General features: G+C 51.8%; 24 protein-coding genes. 23 read left to right on the top strand and 1 reads right to left on the bottom strand.

Translation table 11 applies throughout. From position 1 onward, the window contains the following. The 16 genes from murA to AWM70_RS11180 all read left to right on the top strand — a co-directional run bounded on the left by murA (window position 1) and on the right by AWM70_RS11180 (window position 16,088). Window positions 1–1,281, top strand: coding sequence for a UDP-N-acetylglucosamine 1-carboxyvinyltransferase (gene murA, locus AWM70_RS11255; protein ID WP_068696427.1), 1,281 nt, complete (start codon window positions 1–3; stop codon window positions 1,279–1,281). Between the two features lie 61 nt (window positions 1,282–1,342). Then, window positions 1,343–2,107 (top strand): cell division protein FtsQ/DivIB, encoded by a 765-nt coding sequence (locus AWM70_RS11250; RefSeq protein ID WP_068696425.1) that lies wholly within the window; start codon window positions 1,343–1,345, stop codon window positions 2,105–2,107. A 221-nt stretch (window positions 2,108–2,328) separates the two neighbouring features. Beyond that, a complete protein-coding gene (ftsA, locus tag AWM70_RS11245; protein WP_068696423.1) occupies window positions 2,329–3,591 on the top strand; it encodes a cell division protein FtsA in 1,263 nt (420 codons plus the stop codon). A 59-nt stretch (window positions 3,592–3,650) separates the two neighbouring features. Continuing rightward, window positions 3,651–4,760: a cell division protein FtsZ gene (gene ftsZ, locus AWM70_RS11240; protein ID WP_068696421.1), complete on the top strand. Its 1,110-nt coding sequence runs from the start codon at window positions 3,651–3,653 to the stop codon at window positions 4,758–4,760. A gap of 240 nt (window positions 4,761–5,000) precedes the next feature. Next, window positions 5,001–6,005 (top strand): sigma-E processing peptidase SpoIIGA, encoded by a 1,005-nt coding sequence (gene spoIIGA, locus AWM70_RS11235; RefSeq protein ID WP_068696419.1) that lies wholly within the window; start codon window positions 5,001–5,003, stop codon window positions 6,003–6,005. Window positions 6,006–6,036: 31 nt separating this feature from the next. Further along, the gene (gene sigE / locus AWM70_RS11230; RefSeq protein WP_068696417.1) at window positions 6,037–6,759 is read left to right on the top strand and encodes an RNA polymerase sporulation sigma factor SigE; all 723 of its coding nucleotides are present in this window, start codon (window positions 6,037–6,039) and stop codon (window positions 6,757–6,759) included. A gap of 105 nt (window positions 6,760–6,864) precedes the next feature. Then, on the top strand, window positions 6,865–7,647 hold the full coding sequence (sigG, locus tag AWM70_RS11225) for an RNA polymerase sporulation sigma factor SigG (RefSeq protein ID WP_068696416.1): 783 nt from the start codon (window positions 6,865–6,867) through the stop codon (window positions 7,645–7,647). Window positions 7,648–7,746: 99 nt separating this feature from the next. Then, window positions 7,747–8,112, top strand: coding sequence for a YlmC/YmxH family sporulation protein (locus AWM70_RS11220; RefSeq protein ID WP_068696415.1), 366 nt, complete (start codon window positions 7,747–7,749; stop codon window positions 8,110–8,112). Window positions 8,113–8,218: 106 nt separating this feature from the next. Then, entirely contained in the window at window positions 8,219–9,085 is an 867-nt protein-coding gene (pgeF, locus tag AWM70_RS11215) for a peptidoglycan editing factor PgeF (protein ID WP_068696414.1), read from the top strand. A gap of 6 nt (window positions 9,086–9,091) precedes the next feature. Next, complete coding sequence (locus AWM70_RS11210) at window positions 9,092–9,787, top strand: YggS family pyridoxal phosphate-dependent enzyme (RefSeq protein ID WP_068696412.1); 696 nt, start codon at window positions 9,092–9,094, stop codon at window positions 9,785–9,787. Then, window positions 9,787–10,236: a cell division protein SepF gene (locus AWM70_RS11205; protein ID WP_068696410.1), complete on the top strand. Its 450-nt coding sequence runs from the start codon at window positions 9,787–9,789 to the stop codon at window positions 10,234–10,236. The genes AWM70_RS11210 and AWM70_RS11205 overlap by 1 nt, the downstream gene beginning before the upstream one ends. Then, window positions 10,233–10,508 (top strand): YggT family protein, encoded by a 276-nt coding sequence (locus tag AWM70_RS11200; RefSeq protein WP_068696408.1) that lies wholly within the window; start codon window positions 10,233–10,235, stop codon window positions 10,506–10,508. The genes AWM70_RS11205 and AWM70_RS11200 overlap by 4 nt, the downstream gene beginning before the upstream one ends. Before the next feature lies 1 nt (window position 10,509). Further along, window positions 10,510–11,295: a YlmH family RNA-binding protein gene (locus tag AWM70_RS11195; protein WP_068696406.1), complete on the top strand. Its 786-nt coding sequence runs from the start codon at window positions 10,510–10,512 to the stop codon at window positions 11,293–11,295. Window positions 11,296–11,461: 166 nt separating this feature from the next. Further along, window positions 11,462–11,974, top strand: a complete 513-nt coding sequence (locus AWM70_RS11190) for a DivIVA domain-containing protein (protein ID WP_068696404.1) — start codon at window positions 11,462–11,464, stop codon at window positions 11,972–11,974. A 476-nt stretch (window positions 11,975–12,450) separates the two neighbouring features. After that, window positions 12,451–15,549, top strand: a complete 3,099-nt coding sequence (gene ileS, locus AWM70_RS11185) for an isoleucine--tRNA ligase (RefSeq protein ID WP_068696402.1) — start codon at window positions 12,451–12,453, stop codon at window positions 15,547–15,549. 251 nt (window positions 15,550–15,800) lie between these two features. After that, window positions 15,801–16,088 (top strand): DUF5665 domain-containing protein, encoded by a 288-nt coding sequence (locus AWM70_RS11180; RefSeq protein WP_068700589.1) that lies wholly within the window; start codon window positions 15,801–15,803, stop codon window positions 16,086–16,088. 10 nt (window positions 16,089–16,098) lie between these two features. On the opposite strand, the gene AWM70_RS11175 is transcribed toward AWM70_RS11180, so the two are convergent. Further along, window positions 16,099–16,836: a TraR/DksA C4-type zinc finger protein gene (locus AWM70_RS11175; protein ID WP_068696400.1), complete on the bottom strand. Its 738-nt coding sequence runs from the start codon at window positions 16,834–16,836 to the stop codon at window positions 16,099–16,101. 207 nt (window positions 16,837–17,043) lie between these two features. On the opposite strand from AWM70_RS11175, the gene lspA reads away from it, so the two are divergent. The 7 genes from lspA to AWM70_RS11140 all read left to right on the top strand — a co-directional run bounded on the left by lspA (window position 17,044) and on the right by AWM70_RS11140 (window position 23,918). After that, entirely contained in the window at window positions 17,044–17,538 is a 495-nt protein-coding gene (lspA, locus tag AWM70_RS11170) for a signal peptidase II (protein ID WP_068696399.1), read from the top strand. A gap of 47 nt (window positions 17,539–17,585) precedes the next feature. Beyond that, window positions 17,586–18,515 (top strand): RluA family pseudouridine synthase, encoded by a 930-nt coding sequence (locus AWM70_RS11165; RefSeq protein ID WP_068700587.1) that lies wholly within the window; start codon window positions 17,586–17,588, stop codon window positions 18,513–18,515. 84 nt (window positions 18,516–18,599) lie between these two features. Continuing rightward, complete coding sequence (locus tag AWM70_RS11160) at window positions 18,600–19,382, top strand: class I SAM-dependent methyltransferase (RefSeq protein ID WP_068700585.1); 783 nt, start codon at window positions 18,600–18,602, stop codon at window positions 19,380–19,382. Window positions 19,383–19,938: 556 nt separating this feature from the next. Next, entirely contained in the window at window positions 19,939–20,484 is a 546-nt protein-coding gene (gene pyrR, locus AWM70_RS11155; RefSeq protein ID WP_068696397.1) for a bifunctional pyr operon transcriptional regulator/uracil phosphoribosyltransferase PyrR, read from the top strand. Window position 20,485: 1 nt separating this feature from the next. Further along, the gene (locus tag AWM70_RS11150; RefSeq protein WP_068696396.1) at window positions 20,486–21,400 is read left to right on the top strand and encodes an aspartate carbamoyltransferase catalytic subunit; all 915 of its coding nucleotides are present in this window, start codon (window positions 20,486–20,488) and stop codon (window positions 21,398–21,400) included. Between the two features lie 43 nt (window positions 21,401–21,443). Then, window positions 21,444–22,739 carry a dihydroorotase gene (locus AWM70_RS11145; protein WP_068696395.1) on the top strand — a complete coding sequence of 432 codons (1,296 nt, stop codon included), beginning with the start codon at window positions 21,444–21,446 and terminating at the stop codon, window positions 22,737–22,739. A 42-nt stretch (window positions 22,740–22,781) separates the two neighbouring features. Next, on the top strand, window positions 22,782–23,918 hold the full coding sequence (locus AWM70_RS11140; RefSeq protein ID WP_068696394.1) for a carbamoyl phosphate synthase small subunit: 1,137 nt from the start codon (window positions 22,782–22,784) through the stop codon (window positions 23,916–23,918). Window position 23,919 lies beyond the last annotated feature (1 nt).

Raw genomic sequence — 23,919 nt, 5'->3', positions numbered from 1 at the left:
TTGGACAAATTGGTGATTGAAGGCGGGAAACCCCTCTCAGGAACCATAAGAATCCATGGAGCGAAGAACGCGGCTTTGCCGATTATGGCGGCAAGTCTGCTGGCCGATGGGACAGTACGTCTTCGCAATGTTCCGCGCCTGCTGGATATTGAGGTCATGTTGGGTATCTTAACCCGTCTTGGCTGTGAGGTAGCAAGAAACGGCGATGAAGTGATGATTGATTCCTCCAAAGCGGTTTCTTCCCATGTGCCTGAGGATTTGATGAAGCAGATGCGCTCTTCCATCTTCCTGATGGGGCCGCTGCTCGCCAGATTCGGAGAGGTGTTTATTTACCAGCCTGGAGGATGCGCGATCGGAGAACGTAAAATTGATATGCACCTAAGCGGTCTGGAAGCGCTGGGGGCTGTTATTGAGGAAACCGGCAGCCAAATACGCTGTGCAGCAGCCAGACTGAAAGGAACGGATATCCATCTCGATTTTCCAAGTGTCGGAGCCACTGAAAATATCATGATGGCCGCTGTGCTGGCGGAAGGAACGACAACGCTGACCAATGCGGCGCGAGAGCCTGAAATTCAGGACCTTCAGAATTTTCTGAATGCGATGGGGGCGTCGATCATCGGGGCCGGAACGGATACGATTACGATCCGGGGCGTCAAGAAGCTGGTGCCCTGCGAATACGAAATCATTCCCGACCGGATCGTAGCCGGAACTGCGCTGATTGCAGCGGCAGCCACGCGGGGCAGCGTGACGCTCCGCAACAGCAATCCGTCTCATCTGGTGTCTCTATTGCATGTGCTGCGCCGGGCCGGTATCCAAATCAGGGCTTACGATGATATAATTAGCGTTAATGGATTGACCCGCCCCAAAGCGGTAGACCGGATCGTGACTTCGCCTTATCCGGCATTTCCGACGGATTTGCAGTCTCAGATTATGGTACTGCTCTCTTTGGCGGACGGAACCAGCATCATCAAAGAAACCGTATTTGAAGGACGGTTTAAGCATGTAAGCGAGCTGATGCGAATGGGAGCCGATATTACCGTGGATCTGCATTCGGCGATCATCCGGGGGGTCCCTCGTCTGTACGGTGCAACCGTCGAGGCTACGGATCTCAGGGCTGGCGCTGCGCTGGTGATAGCGGGTCTTGCAGCCCAGGGGAAAACAACGGTCGAACAGATTCACCACATCGACCGCGGGTATGAGCGGATTGAAGATATGTTCCGGTCGCTTGGCGCCGTTGTATATCGTGAAACGCCTCTGCTCAAGCAGCTGGACCCGGCTTGAATATACGCCTCTTGTTATCCCCTCCGTCAGGAGGGGATCAAAGGCTTTTTCGGAGATGACTATGCCTAAATCCAATATTCCCGTTTTAAAGAATCCTAAACCGAAGAAGAACACGAGCAGAAAAGTGGCGGCGCTGCTGATTGTTTTGTTTATCGTGCTGCTCAGTGTTTTATTTTTCCGCTCTTCGCTAAGCAAGATCTCTGATATCCAATTCCGCGGGAGCACCTATTCAACCAATGAAGAACTGCTTAAACAAAGCGGAATTCAAATTGGAGAAAACTTTTTTGGGACAAGCGCGGGAACGATCATCAAACGCATCTCGAAAATCCCTTCGATTCAAAGCGTAACGGTGGACAAGCGGTTCCCCGGCACCGTTGAGATTACGGTTAAGGAATATCCTCCGGTGGCTTACGAGCTTTCGAAGGAGGGAAAGCTGACAGCTTATCTGTCAAACGGCAGCAAGGTGCTGGTTAAACAGGGGACTTCGCTGGAGAAGCCGATGTTGTCCGGCTGGGAGAAAGATCAGGTGAATCTCTTGAAGCTTTGCTCAACGCTTGGGAAAATGCCCGACGACCTGACTTCCGATTTCTCGGAAATTTTGCCGTCGCCGACGCTTTCGTTTGCGGACCGGATCAAGCTGTACACCCGCTCCGGTTTCGAGGTTCTGACGACCATCTCTCTGCTGCCGGAAAAGGCCGAATATTTAAATGATATTATCGAAACACAGCAGCCGGGTCTGATTACGATGCTGGAAGCTGATACTTATGTGCCTTTTGTGGATCCATCCCAGGCTGAAGACGGGGAAAATGGCACTACTCACGAGTAGAAATCAATGGTAGAATACATTTTATGGACTATCTGCCAGTCTGCCTCTCTTTTTTACTCTTTGAGCCGTCAATTCGCTTTAGTTGGTTGAAATTGGCATGTTCTTTACGGTAAAAAAAAATGTAGAAAAAAGAGGGAACGGGTTAGTTGCGTTGAATATTATAGTTTAGTATATGTTCTCATAAACAACTATTATTACTGATTACAGGAGGTGCCAAGGACTTGAGCAACAATGACATCATTGTTAGTTTGGACATCGGTACATCCAAAGTTCGGGCTATTATCGGGGAAGTAAGCAACGGAACCTTTAATATTATTGGAGTTGGATCTGCCGACTCGGAAGGCATTCGCAAGGGCGCGATTGTCGATATTGACCAAACTGTGCAGTCTATCAAAAATGCTATAGATCATGCAGAACGTATGGTGGGTATTCAAATATCCGAAGTTTATGTTGGCATTTCCGGGAATCATATCGGACTACAGACGAGCCACGGAGTTGTGGCCGTTTCAAACGAGGATCGCGAAATCGGTGAAGAAGATATCGAACGTGTCCTGAAAGCGTCCGAAGTGATTGCTGTTCCGCCGGAACGCGAAATTATCGATGTGGTGGCCAAGCAGTATGTAGTGGATGGCCTGGAAGGGATTCAGGACCCGAGAGGAATGATCGGGGTTCGCTTGGAAGTGGAAGCGACGATTATTACCGGATCCAAGACAGCAATACATAACCTCTTGCGTTGTGTAGAGAAAGCGGGGCTCAAAATTAAGGATTTGGTTCTTCTCTCCTTGGGTGCCGGCCAATTGGCTCTTTCCAAAGACGAGAAAACAATGGGGTCGGTTCTGGTTGATATCGGCGCAGGCGCTACCACCATTGCCGTTTTTGAAAACGGCACAATTGCCGCAACATCCACACTGCCGATCGGGGGCGAGTTTATTACCAACGATATCGCCTATGGCCTTCGAACGTTGACCGATCAAGCGGAGAAAGTGAAGCTCAAATACGGCTGTGCATGGATTGAGGCGGCGGCTCCGGATGTGACCTTTAAGGTGACCCGGATCGGAAGCAATGTGGACAAGGAATTTACGCAGGAAGATTTGGCTGCTATTGCCGAGCCGCGTGTGCAGGAGATCTTCCAGCTTATCCGCCAGGAGGTCAAACGTCTTGGTTATACGGAGCTGCCTGGAGGTTATATACTTACGGGTGGAACAGTCTCCATGCCGGGACTTCTTGAAGTGGCCCAGCAGGAGCTTGCCGCCTCGGTGCGCATAGCGGTGCCCGATTATATCGGCGTAAGGGACCCGGGTTTCACAAGCGGTGTGGGGATATTGCATAATGTCATTCGCGGCCTGCGGGTACGCAGTGCAGCCAGTACAACCAGCAGTCCCAAGAAGCCGGCGAATCGGAGCAAACCTGCCCCTTCCCCGGAGAATCCGCGCAAGACGGGTTTTGTGGAGCGAATCAAGAATATTTTCAGTGAATTTATATAGTGACAGCGTCTTAACGATGGACGGGCCGTCCAGGCACACACGAGGGGGATTGGAAGAGTATGTTGGAATTTGATTTTGAAATGGAAACTTTAGCAAAAATTAAAGTGATTGGCGTGGGCGGGGGTGGCAGCAACGCGGTTAACCGGATGATCGAAAATGGCGTTCAAGGCGTTGAGTTCATTACGGTGAACACGGATGCCCAAGCGCTGCATCTGGCTAAATCCGAGCACAAGCTGCAGATCGGCGACAAGCTGACCCGCGGCCTTGGCGCCGGGGCTAATCCTGAGGTCGGCAAGAAGGCGGCAGAGGAATCTCGCGAACTGATCGCCAACACGCTGAAAGGCGCGGATATGGTGTTTGTGACCGCAGGTATGGGCGGTGGAACCGGAACCGGTGCGGCTCCTGTCATTGCTGAAATTGCCAAAGAATGTGGAGCGCTCACCGTAGGTGTCGTGACCCGTCCATTTACTTTTGAAGGACGCAAACGTTCTTCTCAGGCAGAGCTGGGGATTGAAGGTTTGAAAGAAAAAGTCGACACGTTGATCGTGATTCCAAACGACCGACTGCTCGAGATCGTCGACAAGAAAACCCCGATGCTCGAAGCGTTCCGCGAAGCGGACAACGTTCTTCGTCAAGCTGTACAGGGTATTTCCGACCTGATCGCCGTACCGGGCTTGATTAACCTTGACTTTGCCGACGTGAAGACGATTATGACGGAACGAGGCTCGGCCCTGATGGGAATCGGCCTTGCTACAGGCGAGAACCGTGCAGCCGAAGCGGCGCGCAAAGCGATCATGAGCCCATTGCTCGAAACGTCTATCGAAGGCGCGCGAGGCGTGATTATGAATATTACCGGCGGCTCCAACCTGTCGCTCTATGAAGTTAATGAAGCTGCGGAAATCGTGATCTCGGCCTCAGATCCGGAAGTGAACATGATCTTTGGTGCGATTATCGACGAGGATCTGAAGGAAGAAATCAAAGTTACGGTCATTGCTACAGGCTTTGAGAATAAGTCTAGCGCAGGTGTTCCGCCTCGTAAACCGGCGACAGGTCTTGGGGAACAGCCAGACAACCGGAATTCCTCGCTGCGTCCGTTCGGCAATCAAGCTACGCCGGACCAGCTCGATATTCCTACCTTCCTTCGCAATCGCCGCAACAATAACGAATAAGCTCTTATACTCTTTGTTAAGCAAAGTCGAACCTTGGGTTTCCAAGGTTCGGCTTTTTGTTTTCCCCGCTTGTCCCTTCCACAATTCCAAATCGTCCGACAAAAAAAGTCCGGCATCCGCCTTCATTGTTTGACAGACTTCCTGCCCAAATCTCTTTATACTTAAACACATCCCTGCCGGCTTTGTTCCTATGAACGGCTGCAGTGCGCCGAATGGCAGGAAATAGGAGCGGGTGAATGGATGGTAGTTTATATCGATTTGATTTTTTTGACCAATCTGTTTATCGATGGTGCGCTGCTGCTTACAACAGCCTGGATGAGAAAGCAAAAGCCGAAGATTTGGCGGGTCGTTTTATCGGCCGTCATAGGGGCGCTCTACTGCTTGATGATGTTTTTGCCTCAGCTGTCATTTATGTATACGTTCCTTATCAAATTTCTATTCTCTATCGTGATGCTGTGGGTGGCTTTCGGATTTGGCAGCTTGCAGAATTACATGCGCAATCTGGGGGCTTTCTATGTAGTGAACTTTGTTGCTGCCGGAGGCATACTTGGCATCCATTATTTGCTGATGAGCTCGAGCGAGCTGTGGAACGGCATTATGTTTACCCAATCGGGCGGGATGAGCTTCAGGCTTAAGGTGGGCACTCTGTTTGCGCTCATTGGGATTGCAGTCGTCCTGTGGATGTTCAAAACGGTTCAGAACAGCCGGCAAAGACAGGAAAGGCTGAGCTCTTACACCGGCGAGGTGACGGTGGAAATTGAAGGTTATACGGTTCACTGCCAGGGCCTGATCGACACCGGCAATCAGTTGACCGATCCGCTGACCCGGATGCCGGTGATGGTCATGGAGGCGGGGCTTTGGCAGGACGTGCTGCCCCCCGGCTGGAAAGAGAAGCTTGCCCAAGGTCAAGCGGACAACCTTCTGCTGGAGCTGGGAGAAATGGACGTATTCCCCTGGCGGGACCGTCTGCGGCTGGTGCCTTACCGGGGGATCAACAAAGGTTCCCAATTTATGCTGGCTATGAAACCGGACGAAGTCCGGATTAAGATCGGGGAACAGATGCATGTCTCCCGCCGTGCGCTGATCGGGCTTGATGGAGGAAAGCTGTCGTCCGAAGGGGGGTATCAGGCGATTATCCATCCTTCGCTGGTAGAGCCCGGTACAGAGCGGGAAGCTGCGCCACATTCTTTTGCTTCGGAGCTCCGGTCTCAGCCAGGTCTTGAAGCCGAGCGGAAAAGCAGTTGACCACATGATGCAAACAGGGGAGGAAACAGGCATGGGTGTAAAGTTAAAGCTGCGGCTGCAGCTTCAGTATTATCGTTTCTTGTTTATGTTCGGACTCAAAAGTGAAGAAATTTATTATATTGGGGGCAGTGAAGCGCTTCCGCCTCCTTTGACCCGGGAAGAAGAAGAATATTTACTGCAGAAGTTGTCCTCAGGAGATACGGCGATCCGTGCCATGCTGATTGAACGCAATCTGCGGCTTGTCGTTTATATTGCCAGAAAGTTCGAGAATACCGGCATCAATATCGAGGATCTGGTTTCGATTGGGGCGATCGGCCTGATCAAAGCGGTCAATACCTTCGACCCGGAGAAAAAGATCAAGCTCGCTACATACGCTTCGCGTTGTATTGAGAACGAAATTTTGATGTACCTGCGCAGAAATAACAAAATCCGTACCGAGGTCTCCTTTGACGAACCGCTGAACATTGACTGGGACGGCAATGAACTGCTGCTGTCCGACGTGCTGGGCACGGAGAACGATACGATTTACCGCAACATTGAAGAGCAGGTGGATCGCAAGCTGCTGCATAAAGCGCTGGATAAGCTGTCTGACCGGGAGAGAATGATTATGGAACTGCGATTTGGCCTGCAGGGAGGGGAAGAGAAAACCCAAAAGGATGTGGCCGATCTGCTCGGCATTTCCCAATCCTATATCTCCCGCCTGGAGAAGCGGATTATCAAGCGGCTGCGCAAGGAGTTTAACAAAATGGTTTAAGGTACAAGGAGGGAGGGCCCCCCTTCTTAAAAACTTTTTCAGGAATAAAAAGACAGCCCAAGGAGATAATGAACATTAATGTTTCACCTTGGGAGGTATGACACGATGGCTCGAAACAAAGTCGAGATTTGCGGTGTGGATACCGCGAAACTGCCAGTGCTAACGAATGCGGAAATGCGTGAACTATTTGTTTCTTTGCAGCAAGACCACGTGCGAGCAGCAAGAGAAAAGCTGGTCAATGGGAATTTGCGGCTCGTGCTCAGCGTTATCCAGCGCTTTAACAATAGGGGCGAGTTCGTGGACGATCTGTTTCAAGTCGGATGTATCGGTCTCATGAAGGCTATAGACAATTTTGACCTGTCTCAAAACGTCAAATTTTCTACTTATGCCGTACCGATGATCATCGGTGAAATCCGCAGGTACCTGCGCGACAACAATCCGATCCGGGTATCGCGTTCGCTGCGGGACATTGCTTATAAGGCGCTGCAAATGCGCGACAGCCTGACGAATCAGAATTCACGAGAACCTACTGTGCTTGAGATTTCGGCAGCGCTTGGTCTTCCCAAGGAAGACGTTGTTTTTGCACTTGATTCCATTCAGGACCCTGTCTCATTATTTGAACCAATCTATAATGACGGCGGGGATCCGATTTATGTCATGGACCAAATCAGTGATGACCGGAACAAGGACATTTCCTGGATTGAAGGCATTGCGCTGCGCGAAGCGATGCAGAGATTGGGCCGACGGGAGAAAATGATTTTGTCCATGCGTTTCTTCGAAGGCAAAACGCAGATGGAGGTTGCCGACGAAATCGGCATTTCCCAGGCCCAGGTCTCCCGATTAGAGAAATCCGCCATTGTACAAATGCAGAAACATGTGAAGTCCTAAACGATCCTTTCCGGGATCGTTTTTTTTATGCGGAAATCCCGGACTGATTTTTCGGCTATATCGTCCCATGCCTACATATATTAGACCAAGCAAAGGCACATGGAGAGCGGAGGGAGAAAGGTGAAAATTTCCGATTTTCAAACTAAAGATGTAATCAATGTAGTGGATGGACGCCGCCTGGGGCAGATCAGCGATTTGGAGCTGGATTTGGGCCGGGGGGTGATTGAAGCGATCGTCGTTCCCGGTTACAGCAAATTTATGGGGTTGTTCGGCGGGGGAAGCGATCTTATTATCCCTTGGAAAAATATCGTCAAAATCGGCTCTGATGTCGTTCTTGTCAAAATGGAGGAACCAAAAACCAGCGTGCCGAGCGGATCGGAGTCGGACCGGATGGCTTATGCGGAGCGGGACGCCCGCGAATACCGGGAAATGAAAGAAGGGCGGGGGGACCGCCGGAACTATTAAAAGGTTTTTTGGCTTGTCGCGCGGTAAGCTGTTCTGAAATATGATACACTGGTCACAAACATCAGCTGCGGCAAGAGGAGCCGGCTTTAACGAGGTGAGCGAGCATATGGAACCGTTTATTGGGAAAACGTATCAAGAGGGAGAACCACAAATTCTGGAGCTCCAAAAATGGGCGGCCGCTGAACCGCGGCTTGCTGCGGGATTTACCGGGCGGGGCGGAGGCGTTTCGGAGCCGCCTTACGGGAGCTTGAATCTGGCGCTCCATGTCGGGGATCGGCCGGAAGACGTGCTGGAGAACCGCCGGCGCCTTGCCCTGGCGCTTGGTTTTGAGCCGGAGGCGTTGACCTGCGGGGAGCAGACGCACGGCTCCCGGGTGGCGGTCGTTACTGCTGATGATCGGGGAAGAGGCCGGCTGGACCGCGAAAGCGCGTTCCAGGAGACGGATGGCCTGGTCACGGATGTGCCCGGCATCCTGCTGACATCTTTTTACGCGGATTGTGTACCGCTGTATTTCTTTGATCCCGTACACCGGGCTGTAGGCCTTGCTCATGCGGGCTGGAAAGGGACCGTTGCCGAAATTGCGGCCGAGGTCGTGAAGACGATGCAGGAGACTTACGGAACAGAAACCGAGCAGCTGCTGGCGGCTATCGGACCGTCAATCGGCGAGTCGGCTTATGAGGTGGATGACAAGGTCATGCAGCATGTGTGGCCTCTGCTGGAGCAGCTGGGTAATGACAGCGGGAACCGGAACGAGGCGGTCCATCCGTACAAGGAATCGCCCAACGACGGGCGCTGGCTGCTGAACTTGAAAGAATTAAATCGAATGATTATGATAAAAGCAGGAATTATGCCGAGTCATATCGAATGTACAGGGTGGTGCACAAGCACCCATGTGGAGATTTTTTTCTCACACAGGAAAGAGAACGGCAAGACAGGGAGAATGGCCAGCTTTATAGGCCTGAAGGAGAGGTGAACTCTTCTGTCACTTAAAGAACGGATAGAGCAGGTTGAAACGCGGATTCAGCGAGCCTGCGAAGCAAGCGGACGAAAGAGGGAAGAAATCAAGGTTGTGGCGGTGACCAAATACGTATCCACGGCAGAGACTGCCGCTGTTCTGGAGGCGGGTTTGGATCAGATCGGGGAGAACCGGATCGAACACGCCGCTCCCAAGTGGGAGGCGCTCGAAGGACGCGGAACCTGGCATTTCATCGGGAACTTGCAAACCAGGAAAGTCAAGGATGTCATCCACAAATTCGCATATATCCATTCCTTGGACCGTATGGCATTGGCGGAGGAGCTTGAGAAGAGGTGTTCAGCCGCCGGGATTACGGTTAAAGTGTTTGTGCAGGTCAACATTTCGGGCGAAGACAGTAAGTCGGGTTTGCCCCCTGAAGAAGTCCCTGATTTTATCAGGGGGTTATCCCCATTCCAACATTTACAGGTCGTTGGCTTGATGACGATGGCTCCCTTTGAGGCGCAGCCGGAGGATACCCGGCCTGTCTTCAGGGGGCTTCGGGCATTGAGGGACAAGCTTAATGAAATGAAGGTGAGCCCAGAACCGCTGACCGAATTATCCATGGGCATGTCGAACGATTTCGAAATTGCGGTACAGGAAGGTGCGACTTGGCTGCGCCTGGGTTCCCTATTGGTAGGGAAAGGAGAGGAGGAATCGTAATGAGCGTGATGAACCGATTTATGAACTTTCTGGGGCTGCAAGAAGAAGAGGAAGTCGTAGAGCGCGAGAAAGTTTTTGAGCCTGAACAGCAGGAAATTGAAACCCCAAGCTTTGAACAACGTAAAAATCAGAGGGGGAGCAATGTGGTCAGCATTCATTCCCAGAAAAATGTCAAAGTCATCCTGAATGAACCCCGCTCATACGATGAAGCTCAGGAAATTGCCGATCATTTGCGGTCACACCGCACAGTTGTAGTGAACCTGCAGCGTGTTCGCAAAGATCAGGGCATGCGGATCATCGATTTCTTGAGCGGCACCGTTTATGCGCTTAACGGCGGTATTTCCAAGATCGGTGAGAACATTTTTTTGTGTACGCCGGATACCGTTGAAATTTCAGGGTCCATCACGGAGATTTTGACCGAGGAACAAGACTACAACAGAATGAGGTGACCGTGGAATTGATCTTTAGTTTAATTGATATTTTAAGTTCGATATATTACTTTTTGATTATTATTTATGTGCTCATGTCCTGGCTGCCGAATGTTCGCGAGAGCTTCGTCGGCGAATGGCTGGGCAAGCTGGTAGAACCGTATCTTTCCGTCTTCAGACGTTTTATCCCGCCTATTATGGGGATGATTGATATTTCGCCGATCATCGCTTTGATTGCGCTTCGTTATGCGGTATTGGGTCTGAAATACATTTTGAGTCTGGTGTTCTATTGAAATGGCAACGGACGATATTTATGTGCATTTCCTGCCTGAAGAGAAGCCGTTTATCGACCGGGCCTGGGAATGGGTGGTCAATGCCGGCGACTATCATGAAGTGAAGCTGACGGGGTTTCTGGACCCGCGGCAAAGCCTTATTCTGACCAGTCTTGTCAACCGCCATCCGGATGCCGCTCTACGGCTGTACGGTGGATACGACGGAGCCGAAAGACGGCGCGCTTTGATTGCGCCGGACTATCGGGATTTGGACAGCGAGCCGATGGAGATGAAGGTCATCAGCATTGTGTCGGAAGACGAACGGATAGCCGAGCTGGATCATGGCGATTACATGGGAGCCATCCTTGGCCTTGGCCTCAAACGCGATGTCATTGGCGACTTCCATGTGCGGGAAGACGGCTGCCATGTCATTGTGACAGCCGACATCGCGGATTTCCTTAATCTGCACCTTCGGCAGGTACACCGTGTGACCGTATTAACGGACATTCTGGAATTGGACGAACTGAAGACAGTTGTATCCGTTCAGGAGCCGCTGGACATTACGGTGGCTTCTTTGCGTTTGGACGGAATTGCCGGCGACGTATTTCGGCTCAGCCGCAGCAAAATTCTGGCGCCTATTAAGGCGGGCCGCTGCCGAGTGAACTGGAAGACGGAGGAAGACCCTTCCAAGCCGCTCAAAGAAGGAGATGTGGTATCGCTGAAGGGATTTGGCCGATTCAAGGTGCTGGAGCTCGAAGGTGTGACGAAAAAGGGGAGGTACCGCGTGAAAATCGGGAAATTTGTATAAATCCTTTGCAGGAGATCGCGAATTCTTGTCGAATAGATTGATTTACCCCATCTGCGAAGGAATACAGGCTGTACCGATTTTCAGGGTTAAACGCTTATCGACGATTTGACGATAAAGAATACATGCGTGTATATTCACGGTTTAAATCATTCAGGAGGTGCTTCCCATGCCATTAACACCGCTGGACATACATAACAAGGAGTTCTCTAGAAGACTTCGCGGTTATGACGAAGATGAAGTGAACGAATTCCTTGACCAGGTTATTAAAGATTATGAGATCGTGATTCGCGAGAATAAGGAATTGCAGAATCAGCTGCTGGCTGTTCAGGAGAAGCTGGATCATTTTGCAAATATTGAAGAAACATTAAGCAAAACAATCATCGTAGCCCAGGAAGCTGCGGATGAAGTAAGAAACAACGCGAAGAAGGAAGCGCAGCTCATTATTAAGGAAGCGGAGAAGAACGCCGACCGGATTATCAATGAATCGCTGTCCAAATCTCGCCGCGTTTCTTTGGAAGTGGAAGAATTGAAGAAGCAGGCCTCCATTTACCGCGCCCGTTTCCGTACGCTTGTGGAAGCACAGCTTGAATTGTTAAGTCAAGAGGGCTGGGAGTCTCTGGAAGACCATAGTTCGGTTGAGAAGGAGCAGCGTGAACGGGAAGTAAGGGAAGTTTATTAAAGGACCGGTTAGGCCATACTGCTTAACAAACGGGCTTTTAATGGTTGACATTTAAAGTAAGTGTTATACAATATAGATTACATTTAATTGTCGTCTTATATTGAAATATTGATGATGGGAATTCGTACGCTGCGGGGTTGTTCCCCAGAGAGTCGGCATCTTGCTGAAAGCCGATGTTCAGCACGCAGAAGGTATATCATCCCGGAGATGTGAAGCTGAAAATTCAAAGTGTGGCGCGGGTTATTGAACCGGTTAGACCTCTGCTTTTGAATGTGTAAGCTTGACCGGCCAGCCTGCCGTTACACAGGCCCCGTGTGGAAGTCATGCGGGCTATGAGAGTCATAATGGCTTATTTCTTCGCGGCAAGAATGAAGCGCATTATGGAATTAGGGTGGTAACGCGAGCATAGTTCTCGTCCCTTTGGGACGGGGGCTTTTTTTGTTGCTTCCAATCATTGATGAGAGGGTGTCATTCAAGTGCAAAAAGTTGATGTGAAAGAAAAGGCGCGGGCACGCGAGCAGCGGATTCTCGCCAAATGGCAGCAGGAAAATACGTTTCAAAAAACAATTCAAAACCGGGAAGGCCGTCCGAATTACGTCTTCTACGAAGGGCCGCCGACCGCCAACGGCAAACCGCATATCGGGCACGTGCTGGGCCGCGTCATCAAGGACTTTATCGGCCGTTACCAGACGATGAACGGTTACCGCGTTGTGCGCAAGGCCGGCTGGGATACCCATGGTCTTCCGGTGGAGCTTGGCGTAGAGAAGCAGCTTGGCATTTCCGGCAAACAGGAAATCGAAAATTATGGCATCGAAGAGTTTGTCAAGAAATGTAAAGCGAGCGTATTCGAATATGAGAAGCAGTGGAGAGAACTGACCGAAGCGATTGCTTACTGGACGGATCTCGATCATCCTTATATCACGATGGACAACAGCTATATTGAAAGTGTCTGGAATATCCTCGGCACGATTCATGAGAAAGGGCTGCTGTACCGCGGTCACCGCGTCAGTCCGTATTGCCCTAGCTGTCAGACCACTCTTAGCTCCCATGAGGTGGCCCAAGGCTATGAAGATGTGAAGGACCTCAGTGCCACGGCCAAATTCAAGCTGAAAAACAGCGGCGATTACGTTTTGGCCTGGACGACAACGCCTTGGACCTTGCCGGCGAACTCCGCGCTTGCGGTGAATCCTGAGCTGGAGTATGTTCGTGCCAAACAAAACGGCGAGATCTATATCGTGGCTAAAAATTTGGCCGAAGACGTGCTGAAAAGCGACTATGAAGTGCTTTCGAGCCTGAAAGGCTCTGAATTGGTCGGTCAATCCTATGACGCTCCATTCGGCTATATCCATCCGGAGAACGGCCTGAAAATTCTGGGCGCTGCTTTCGTAACGGAATCCAGCGGTACAGGGATTGTTCATATCGCGCCTGCTCACGGCGAAGACGACTATAAGACCTGCCGCGACAACGGCGTGGAGTTTATCAACGTCGTGGATCAGCAGGGCCGCTATACAGACGTGGTCAGCGATTTTGCCGGCCGGTTCGTGAAAGACGAAACTTTGGACGTAGATATCGTCAAAGCTTTGTCCGAAAAAGGGCTGCTGTACGGCAAAGAAAAATACGAGCACAGCTATCCTTTCTGCTGGCGCTGCAAAACGCCGCTGCTCTACTATGCGATGGACAGCTGGTTTATCAAAACGACGGCTGTTAAAGAACAGCTGATTGCCAACAACAATACGGTTCAATGGTATCCGGATCATATCCGCGAAGGCCGTTTCGGCAAATTCCTCGACGATTTGGTGGATTGGAACATCAGCCGGAACCGTTATTGGGGAACACCGCTTAATGTTTGGGTTTGTGAAGCAACCGGCAAGGAATATGCGCCTAAGAGCATTGCCGATCTGAGGGCCCGGGCGGTTGGGGAGATCCCGGAGGATATCGAGCTGCACAAGCCGTATGTAGACGGCATTCAGCTAAAATCGCCGTTCCAGGAAGGCGCGGTGATGAACAGAACGCCGGAAGTGATCGACGTCTGGTTCGACAGCGGTTCGATGCCTTTCGCCCAGCAGCATTATCCGTTTGAAAATGAAGCGGCATTCGGCGAGCAGTATCCGGCCGACATGATCTGCGAAGGCATTGACCAAACGCGGGGCTGGTTCTACAGCCTGTTGGCCGTATCGACCCTGTACACCGGCAAGCCGGCCTACAAAGCCGTTATCGCGACGGGTCACGTGCTTGATGAGGGCGGACAAAAGATGTCCAAATCCAAAGGCAATGTCATCGACCCTTGGGACATCATCAATGAATACGGCACGGACGCCTTCCGCTGGGCTTTATTGTCCGACAGCACACCGTGGAACAGCAAACGGTTCTCCAAAGGGATTGTAGGGGAAGCCAAATCCAAGGTGATTGATACGCTGGTGAACACACATGCGTTCTTGACGCTTTATGCGAACATCGACGGTTATCGTGCTGAAGAGCATGCCTTCCGTCCGTCCGAAAATAAACTGGACCGCTGGATATTGTCCCGTTTGAATTCCTTGATCGGAACTGTGGATAAAGGCCTGTCTGTGAACGATTTCCTGAATCCGGCCAAAGCGATTGAAGGATTTGTTGACGAGCTGAGCAACTGGTATATCCGCCGCTCCCGCGACCGTTTCTGGGGCGAAGGCTTGAGCGAAGACAAATTGTCCGCTTACCAAACGCTGACCAGCGTGCTGGTGACTTTGGCGAAGCTGATGGCTCCGTACACGCCGATGCTTTCCGAGGATATCTTTGTGAATCTGACTGGCGGAGAAAGCGTACATTTGGCTGATTATCCAAAAGAGGATGAAGCATTGATCGACCAAACGCTGGAGCAGGATATGGAAACGGCGCGTCAAATCGTCGAGCTCGCCCGCAACGTACGGAACGAAACGGGTCTCAAAACCCGCCAGCCGCTTTCCGGTCTGGTCGTTTCGCTCAGCACCAGCTTTGATGCGGCTTCTTATGAAGAGATCATCAAAGAAGAGATCAATGTCAAGAAGATCGAAATCGAGAATAGCGACAGCGGCGTTGTGGATTTCACCCTGAAGCTGAACTTGAAGGTAGCGGGCAAGAAATACGGCAAAAATGTCGGCTTCCTGCAAGGCTTCCTGAAAAACATGGCACCGGAAGATACCCGTCAGGTTGTAGAGACAGGCAAACTCGCAGTTGTTTCTCCAGAAGGCGAAGAGCTGCTGATCACTTCGGAGGAGCTGCTGATCGAGAAGAAAGCCAAGGAAGGTTTTGCTTCCGCCTCCGGCTATGGCATCACCGTAGCGCTGAATACGGATCTTACCCCTGAGCTCGAGCAGGAAGGCTGGGTTCGCGAGGTGGTTCGGGCCGTGCAGGATACCCGCAAGAAGCTGGATCTTCCGATCGAGAAACGTGTGGCTCTGACGCTGCAGGTGGATGACGAGCTAAAGCAGGCGATTACGGCGTTTATGGACGTATTGAAAGAGAATGTTCTGGTAACGGACGTAAGCTTTGGCGAAGCGGCCAATATGGAAATCGTCGATTTGGGCAGCAAAAAAATCGGGATAGCGGTTGCGGTTTAACGTCTGAATCTGCATGCTCTTCCCTGTGCAGGGTTATAATACAAGCTAAAGAATAGCGAACGGGCTGGGCAGCCTGGAGAGGTCGTAAGAAAGACCACTCCGGAACTGACCGGCTCGTTTGCGCTATTGGGTTCTTTTTTTGAGAAGAATAAAGGATGATACCTTGCATGAAGCTGAACAACAAAAACGCGAGCTTGAACGGACGGTTGCAGAAGCCGCCCGATATCAACACAAAAGGCGAACCGGAAAATATGGAAGACCGGGTGAACCGGGTCTATGAGCTGACTGTTTGGCTTGCCAATGAGCTGGAGAAATCGAGAATAGCGGACTATACCCAGCTGCTTCACCGGCCATTTCGGCTGATCTGGCTGAATTTATTGTCGGGTACGGCGAGAGGCGTCGGCTACGGGATCGGGTTGACCCTGTTTGGCGCAACGATTATTTATTTGCTGCAGGCGCTCGGAGCGCTTAACCTGCCGATTATCGGCGATTATATCGCGGATCTGGTCCGGATCGTGCAAAGGCAGCTGCAGCTTTAGCTGTACCTTATTAATAAATGTTGGAGCCTTTGCCGAGCGAATCCTCGGTAGCCAGATGTTTGGTTTCTTTCATATGCTTGCGGTAAACGCCGTTTCGGTAAAAGACGGGATTGCTGCCGTAAATATCGGTGGCTACAAAGCTTTCAAAAGCTTCGGTAAAGCCGTCCAGCTCACCGCTTGCTTCAATCTCAAGATCGTTGTAGTCATCGACCTCGTTATCCTCCGCATAAGCCGGGGAGGTGGAGGACCCATAACTTTCGACAATCTGCCAGGCGTCTTCGCCGTCAAATTCGGTTTCATCGTCACGTTCGTCAAAGCTGGTTCGGCCAAATGGCGGATACAGAAGTTCTTCCTCCACCGGTCGTCTTGCCGAAACGAACTGCTGAGGACTGTGCTCGCGGCAATAGCAGGTCTCCGGAATCGCCTTCAGACGCTCCGGGTCAATGGCAGCCCCGCAGGTTTCACAGATGCCGTAGGAACCCTCCTGCATGCGAAGCAAAGCTTCATTAACGCGGGTCAGTTCCATTTCGGCATGCTCCAGCAGGGATAAATCCTTGGAGCGCTCAAACATTTCCGTGGCGACGTCTGCCGGATGATTATCATTGGTGGACAGCTCGCCGGTTTCGTCGCGGAGGGAAGCTTCGATGCCAAAGTGATCGTTGTCTTCCAGCCTGCGTTCGAGGTCCTGCTTGCGTTCCAGTAGCTGTTCTTCAAGACTCTGCAGTTCGGTTTGGGTCAGGTGATCCATCGGACAGGACTCCTTCCTGAAGATTAGAAATTTCGCTGGTGCTACCGTTTAGGTTGCGCCAAAAGGCCTATTTTTAGAGAAGGAAAATCCTTTCGTGCATGGACGGTATATTGGACCCTGTGCTACAATAAGGGAGCTTGTTTTGGTTAATCCTGTCTGATCAGGAAAGCCGGAACGCCATAAGAATAAACGGGGTGACAACCTACTGTGGTGTATTATTTGATTGCTTTAATCGCTTTTCTGGTTGATCAAGGGACCAAATACCTGATTGCGAAACAGATGCAGATCGGTGAAGAAATTCCGGTCATCGGTCATTTTTTTGTGATTACGTCAAGCCGGAACCAAGGTGCTGCTTTCGGCATTTTACAAGGTAAACGCTGGTTTTTTATCGTCATTACCGTTGCAGTTGTAATTGGAATTGTCTGGTATATGGAACGGGTGAAAAAGAATGGCCAGAAGCTGCTTCCTGTAGCGCTTTCCCTCATTTTGGGCGGGGCTATCGGCAATTTCCTGGACCGCTCTTTAAACGCAGAAGTGGTGGATTTTCTGCAGTTTACGTTTGGCAGTTATATTTTCCCGATATTTAATATTGCTGATTCGTGTATCGTAGTCGGTGTCGCCTTAATTATTCTGGATACTTTGCTGGAAAGCCGCCGGGATAAAACAAAGCCGGCCGATGCGCAAGGAGACAATCAGTTATGAGAAATGAAGAGCGGCTGGACTATTCATCGACAGCGGACAAGTCTTTCATGTCCGAGGATAACACAGGACTATACGAATGGACGGCTGATGAGAAGGACGCTAAACAGCGGATCGACAAATATATTGTGGAGGGCCTGGAAGAGCAGGTTTCCCGCAGCCAGATTCAGCTTTGGATTGACGGCGGCCATGTGACGGTTAACGGTAAAGCGGTCAAGCCGAACTACAAGCTGGCAGCCGGGGATGAAGTAACGGTGCAAATTCCGGAGACAAGCGCCGTGGAGATTGTGCCGGAAGATATTCCGCTTGAGGTTTATTATGAAGACAGCGATGTTATTGTTGTTAACAAACCAAGAGGCATGGTCGTTCATCCGGCACCGGGACACGCCTCGGGAACGCTTGTAAACGCGTTGATGTTTCACTGCAGGGATTTGTCGGGCATTAACGGCGAACTCCGTCCCGGCATTGTCCATCGGATTGATAAGGATACATCAGGTCTGCTGATGGCTGCTAAAAATGATCTGGCCCACGCTTCGCTTGCAGCCCAGCTTAAAGACCATTCCGTTACGCGTAAATATTTTGCGCTGGTTCACGGCAATCTGAGCCATGATCAAGGTACGGTGGATGCGCCGATCGGGCGTGATTCCGCTGACCGGAAGATGTTCACCGTCACCGAGAAGAACAGCAAACATGCGGTCACGCATTTTCAAGTGGCAGAACGGTTTGGCGATTATACACTGCTTGAGCTGCAGCTGGAAACCGGACGGACCCACCAAATTCGGGTGCATATGAAATTTATCGGCCACCCTCTGGTCGGAGACCCGATGTACGGCAAGAGCAAAGGCATCAAGATGGACGGACAAGCGCTGCATGCGGCGGTGCTCGGTTTTGTTCATCCGCGCAGCGGAGAGTATCTGGAATTTGCCGCTCCGATGCCGGAAGATATGGAACAGCTGCTGGTGCAGCTGCGCGGACGCTAAATCAGAGATCAAAAGCATGGCGATAAGGCATATCCTTTGAACCATGTTTTTTTGCTGAAGGGAGAGTTTGTGATGGATGAATCTATGGATGTATCGAAGAAGAACCAGGTCAAGCAGCAGTTTTCCCGAAATGCCGAGAAGTATGTGGTCAGCCCGAAACATGCCAAAGGCGAAGATTTGGACTGGCTCGTGTCTCATGCCGAAGCTAACAGGAATATGAAGGTACTCGATATTGCAACAGGGGGAGGCCATGTAGCCAATGCGCTTGCGCCGCTTGTTCAGCAGGTGACCGCCTACGACCTGACCCCTGAAATGCTGGAGGCTGCAGAACGTTTTATTAGTGGCAACGGGCATACTAATGTAAACTACGTAACGGGAGACGCAGAGAAACTGCCCTTTGAAGCTGCATCCTTTGATCGGGTGACCTGCCGGATCGCCGCCCATCATTTCACGGATATCACGGCCTTTACTGCAGAGGCGCTGCGAGTCCTCAAACCTGGAGGAAAGCTGCTGCTGATTGACAATGTAGCCCCTGAAGAGGACCGTCTGGATCAATTTTATAATGAGATCGAGAAACTCAGGGATCCAAGTCATGTCCGGGCATGGAAAAAGTCGGAATGGATTCATTTGATGGAAAGCACAGGATTTCGAATGGAGATGGCCGTGTGTTTCCCCAAACCTTTTCCCTTCAGGGAATGGTGCGAGCGGGCTGGTCTTCCGCTAGCGGAGAGAGAAGCTTTAGAGAACAAGCTGCTGCAAAGTCCGGAAGAAATCCGTCATTTTTTCTCGATGGATTTAGGTGACCAAGGACAGCTTGCAGGGTTCTCCGGTGAAGCGGTTTATATACAGGCCGTCCGTCCGAACTAAAACGGGTGCTCTTTGACTGGTTCCTTAATCGGAGGGAATGAGTTCTGAACAAACAGCAAAATAGCTGCATGAAGCCCACGTTGCCGCCAACGTTGGGCTTTTTTTGATTTGAGCAAAAAAGAGTGTGGATATTTATACGATATTAATGTATAATTATTAATAAGATAATTGTTTTTATAAAAAAATATACGTTAATATTCATTGTTCATACATTTCTCTGTAACACTCGGCCTGCCCGAATCTTGACAAGTTCTCGGTCTTCTGTCATAATTCACGGTAATCAAATAGCACCTTTAAATCAGTCCCGTGAGGCTGGCAAGGTAACGTGAACGAGGTTTGCGTAGGGTTCCTCTAACTGTGTGCGGCACAGTTATGGTTTCTTTCTGCACACCTTTGGACAGTCGCGACAGTAGGTTCGCGGCTAGAGAACTCCTTGCCTGGAATGGGCGAGGAGTTTTTTTATGAAGTTTTATGTTATCCGGGATACGACCTCACGAAATGCTGCAAACCTAAAGGGTCAGGGGTTCGGGTGCGGCCCACAACGAGGAGGATATGAATGAGCGAGAACCGTGTCATTATGGACGAAGCTGCGATTCGCCGGGCATTAACGAGGATTGCGCATGAGATTTTAGAGAAAAACAAAGGAATCGAAGGTTGTATGCTGGTCGGAATCGTCAGCCGAGGGGTTCATCTGGCCCAGCGGCTTGCAGAACGTCTGGAGGACATTGAAGGCGTCACGGTGCCTTGGGGGGAACTTGATGTAACTCCTTACCGGGACGACCGGGAAAGCGCCGAGGGCACTGCCGCGGCGGGAGATCAGCTGAAGGGCCTTGAGGTACAGGGCAAGAAAGTGATTCTGGTCGATGACGTGCTGTTCACGGGCCGGACGATACGCGCGGCGATGGATGCCATCATGGATTGCGGACGTCCTGAATCCATACAGCTGGCGGTGCTTGCAGACCGCGGACATCGTGAGCTTCCGATCCGCCCGGATTACGTAGGCAAAAATGTGCCGACCTCCCGGGAAGAGGAAATTGAGGTTTTACTCCAGGAACGCGACGAGACGGATGTTGTCAGACTTACACAGAAGCGGGGGAACTAACATGGCCCTTACATCGACCATCCTGAAAGAACGCAGTCTGCTGGGGCTCAAGGACCTCAGCCGCACGGAAATTGAAACGCTGCTGGATCGGGCTGCTTATTGGGAGCAACAGCCGGATAAGGTGATTCCGGTACTGAAAGATCGTTTTGTGGCGAATATGTTTTTCGAGAACAGCACGCGGACGCGGTTCTCGTTCGAAATGGCGGAGAAGCGGCTGGGTGCCGAAGTGCTGAACTTTGCAGCAGCAGCCTCCAGCGTGGAGAAAGGGGAATCTATCTACGATACGGTCCGCACGCTTGAATCGATGGGCATCCATGCCGGGGTGATCCGCTTGAAGCCGATCGGGCTCCTGGCCCAGCTGGCCGAGAAGGTTAACGTTCCGCTGGTGAATGCTGGTGACGGCAACAACGAGCATCCTACCCAGGCGCTGCTGGATCTGTACACGATGAGGAAGGAATTTGGCAGTCTGGAGGGACTCCGGGTTTCAATCATCGGGGACATCAAGCACAGCCGGGTAGCCCGCTCGAACCTATGGGCGCTGGAGAAATTCGGGGCTAAAGTGAAGTTTTGCGCGCCGGAATCGATGCAGGCGCCGGAGCTGGCCGAAGAGGCACCTTATGTAACCATGGACGAAGCGCTGAAGGCCGATGTGGTAATGATGCTGAGAGTTCAGCTGGAACGTCATGCAACGGGGATTCTGAAATCCCCGGAAGAGTACCGCTTCCAGTACGGCTTGACGGAGGAACGGGCGGCCAAACTTGCCGGGCATACAATCATCATGCATCCGGCTCCGGTGAACCGCGATGTGGAGATCGACGACGCACTGGTGGAAAGCCCGAAATCGAGGATTTTTCCGCAAATGAGAAACGGGGTTCCAATCCGCATGGCGGTAATGGAGCGAGCGCTCAGACTCTAATCGGCAAAGCAAACATCTTTCAGTATATAAAGCGGAGGTACTTATGCCATTAATCATAACAAACGCCAATGTATTAAACGGAGACGGACAGCTGGAACGCAAAACGATCGTCACAGAGAACGGCCGGATCACCGGCATTTATGAGGAAGGAACGGGAGTCTGGGCTGCTGAAGAGGAGGTTGTAGATGCGGGCGGAAAGCTGGTGACGCCGGGATTTATCGACATGCACGTACACCTGCGCGAACCGGGTTTTGAACATAAAGAAACGATTGCGACAGGCAGTTTGTCAGCTGCCAAGGGCGGATTTACAACCATCGCCTGCATGCCGAACACCCGCCCAATTACGGACGATCCGGAAACGGTGAAGCTGGTGCTGGACAAAGCGAAGGAAGCAGGACTGGTCAAAGTGCTGCCTTACGCGGCGATCACGGTGAACGAGTTAGGACGCGAGCTGACGGACTTTGCAGCATTAAAAGAAGCGGGTGCCATCGGTTTCACGGATGATGGCGTAGGCGTGCAAAACGCGCAAATGATGAAGGATGCGATGGCGCGGGCAGCAGCGATGAACATGCCGGTTATCGCGCACTGCGAAGATAATTCCTTGGTGGAAGGCGCTCCGGTGGCGGATGGCGAGTTTGCCAGAAAATACGGTTTGAAGGGCATTCCGAACGAGTCGGAAGCGATCCACGTCGGACGCGACATTTTGCTGGCCGAAGCGACCGGGGTTCACTACCATGTGTGCCACGTCAGCACCGAGCAGTCGATCCGGCTGATCCGGCAGGCGAAGCAGATCGGCATTAACGTGACCGCAGAGGTTTGCCCGCATCACCTGCTGCTCTGCGAAGAGGATATTCCGGGTTTGGATGCCAACTGGAAAATGAACCCGCCGCTGCGGTCGCGACGCGACGTGGAAGCCTGCATTGCCGCGCTGGAGGACGGCACGATCGACATCGTCGTGACCGACCATGCCCCGCACAGCGAAGAAGAGAAAGCCAAAGGCATGCAGCTTGCCCCGTTTGGCATCGTCGGCTTTGAGACAGCTTTCCCTCTGCTCTACACGAAATTCGTGGCGACGGGGCTGTGGACGCTGCAAATGCTGGTTCAGCGCATGACGGCCGATCCGGCCCGCGTGTTCGGACTGGAGACGGGGCGCCTGGAGGTCGGCGCGCCGGCCGACCTGACGATTGTGGATCTGGACACGGAGAAGACCGTTGATCCGTCCACGTTTGCCAGCAAAGGACGCAATACGCCATTCGGAGGCTGGAGCCTCAAAGGCTGGCCGGTTGCAACGATTGTTGAAGGAAACATTTCTTGGGCCGAAGACCGCGTGCTCAACTAACGAATAAACAGACTATATTTGAGAACAGGGAGTGGATCGAAGGTGCAGGCAAGATTATTGTTGGAAGACGGCACATTGTTTACCGGCACGTCTTTTGGTGCAGATGTGGAGAAGACTGGCGAGGTTGTTTTTAATACAGGGATTACAGGCTATCAGGAAGTGCTGTCCGATCCATCCTACTGCGGGCAAATCGTGACCATGACCTACCCGCTGATCGGCAACTACGGCATTACCCGTGATGACTTTGAGTCGGTGGCTCCTTCCATCCACGGTTTCGTTGTACGCCGTCATGAACCGGTGCCTAGCAACTGGCGCGCCCAGTACAGCATCGAAGATTTACTGAAGGAATACGGCATCCCTGCCATCAGCGGCATTGATACCCGGATGCTGACCCGGATCATCCGCCAGTACGGCACGATGAAAGGTGTCTTGACTACAACCAATAAATCGATCGAAGAGCTGCAGGAGATGATCGCCCACACCACCATCCACGAACTGCGTGATCAGGTGGCCAAAACTTCGACGCAGCGCATCTATAATGTGCCGGGTTCCGGGGAGCGCATCGTCCTGGTAGACTTTGGGGCGAAAAGCGGCATCGTACGCGAACTGACCAAACGCGGCTGTGATGTAGTGGTCGTGCCTCATAACACAACCGCGGATGAAATCCGCAAGCTGCACCCGGACGGCATTCAGCTGTCCAATGGCCCTGGCGACCCGAAAGACGTGCCTTATGCGGCAAAAATGGTCTCCGAGCTGCTCGGCGAATATCCGATCTTCGGCATCTGCCTTGGGCACCAGCTGTTCGCACTCGCCTGCGGCGCGGATACGGAGAGCCTGAAGTTCGGCCACCGCGGCGGCAACCATCCGGTGAAGGAGCTCGAATCCGGCCGCTGCTACATTACTTCGCAGAACCACGGCTACACGGTGACCGAAGCTTCGATTGCCGGAACGGATCTCGAAGTGACGCATATCAACAATAACGACAAAACGATTGAAGGCCTTAAACATACCCAATATCCGGCGTTCTCCGTGCAGTACCATCCGGAAGCGGCTCCAGGCCCGTACGATAACAGCTATCTGTTCGACCGCTTCCTGGAGATGATCCGCGAGCATAAACGTCTGAATCCAAAGAAACCACGTCAAGCCGAACTGATGGCCGCTGCGAAAGGAGCTCTGTAAA

It is taken from the genome of Paenibacillus yonginensis (assembly GCF_001685395.1).
Classification (GTDB): domain Bacteria; phylum Bacillota; class Bacilli; order Paenibacillales; family Paenibacillaceae; genus Fontibacillus; species Fontibacillus yonginensis.
The sequence above is the reverse complement of the archived record's forward strand: the minus strand, read 5'-3'. Positions and strand labels throughout refer to the sequence as shown.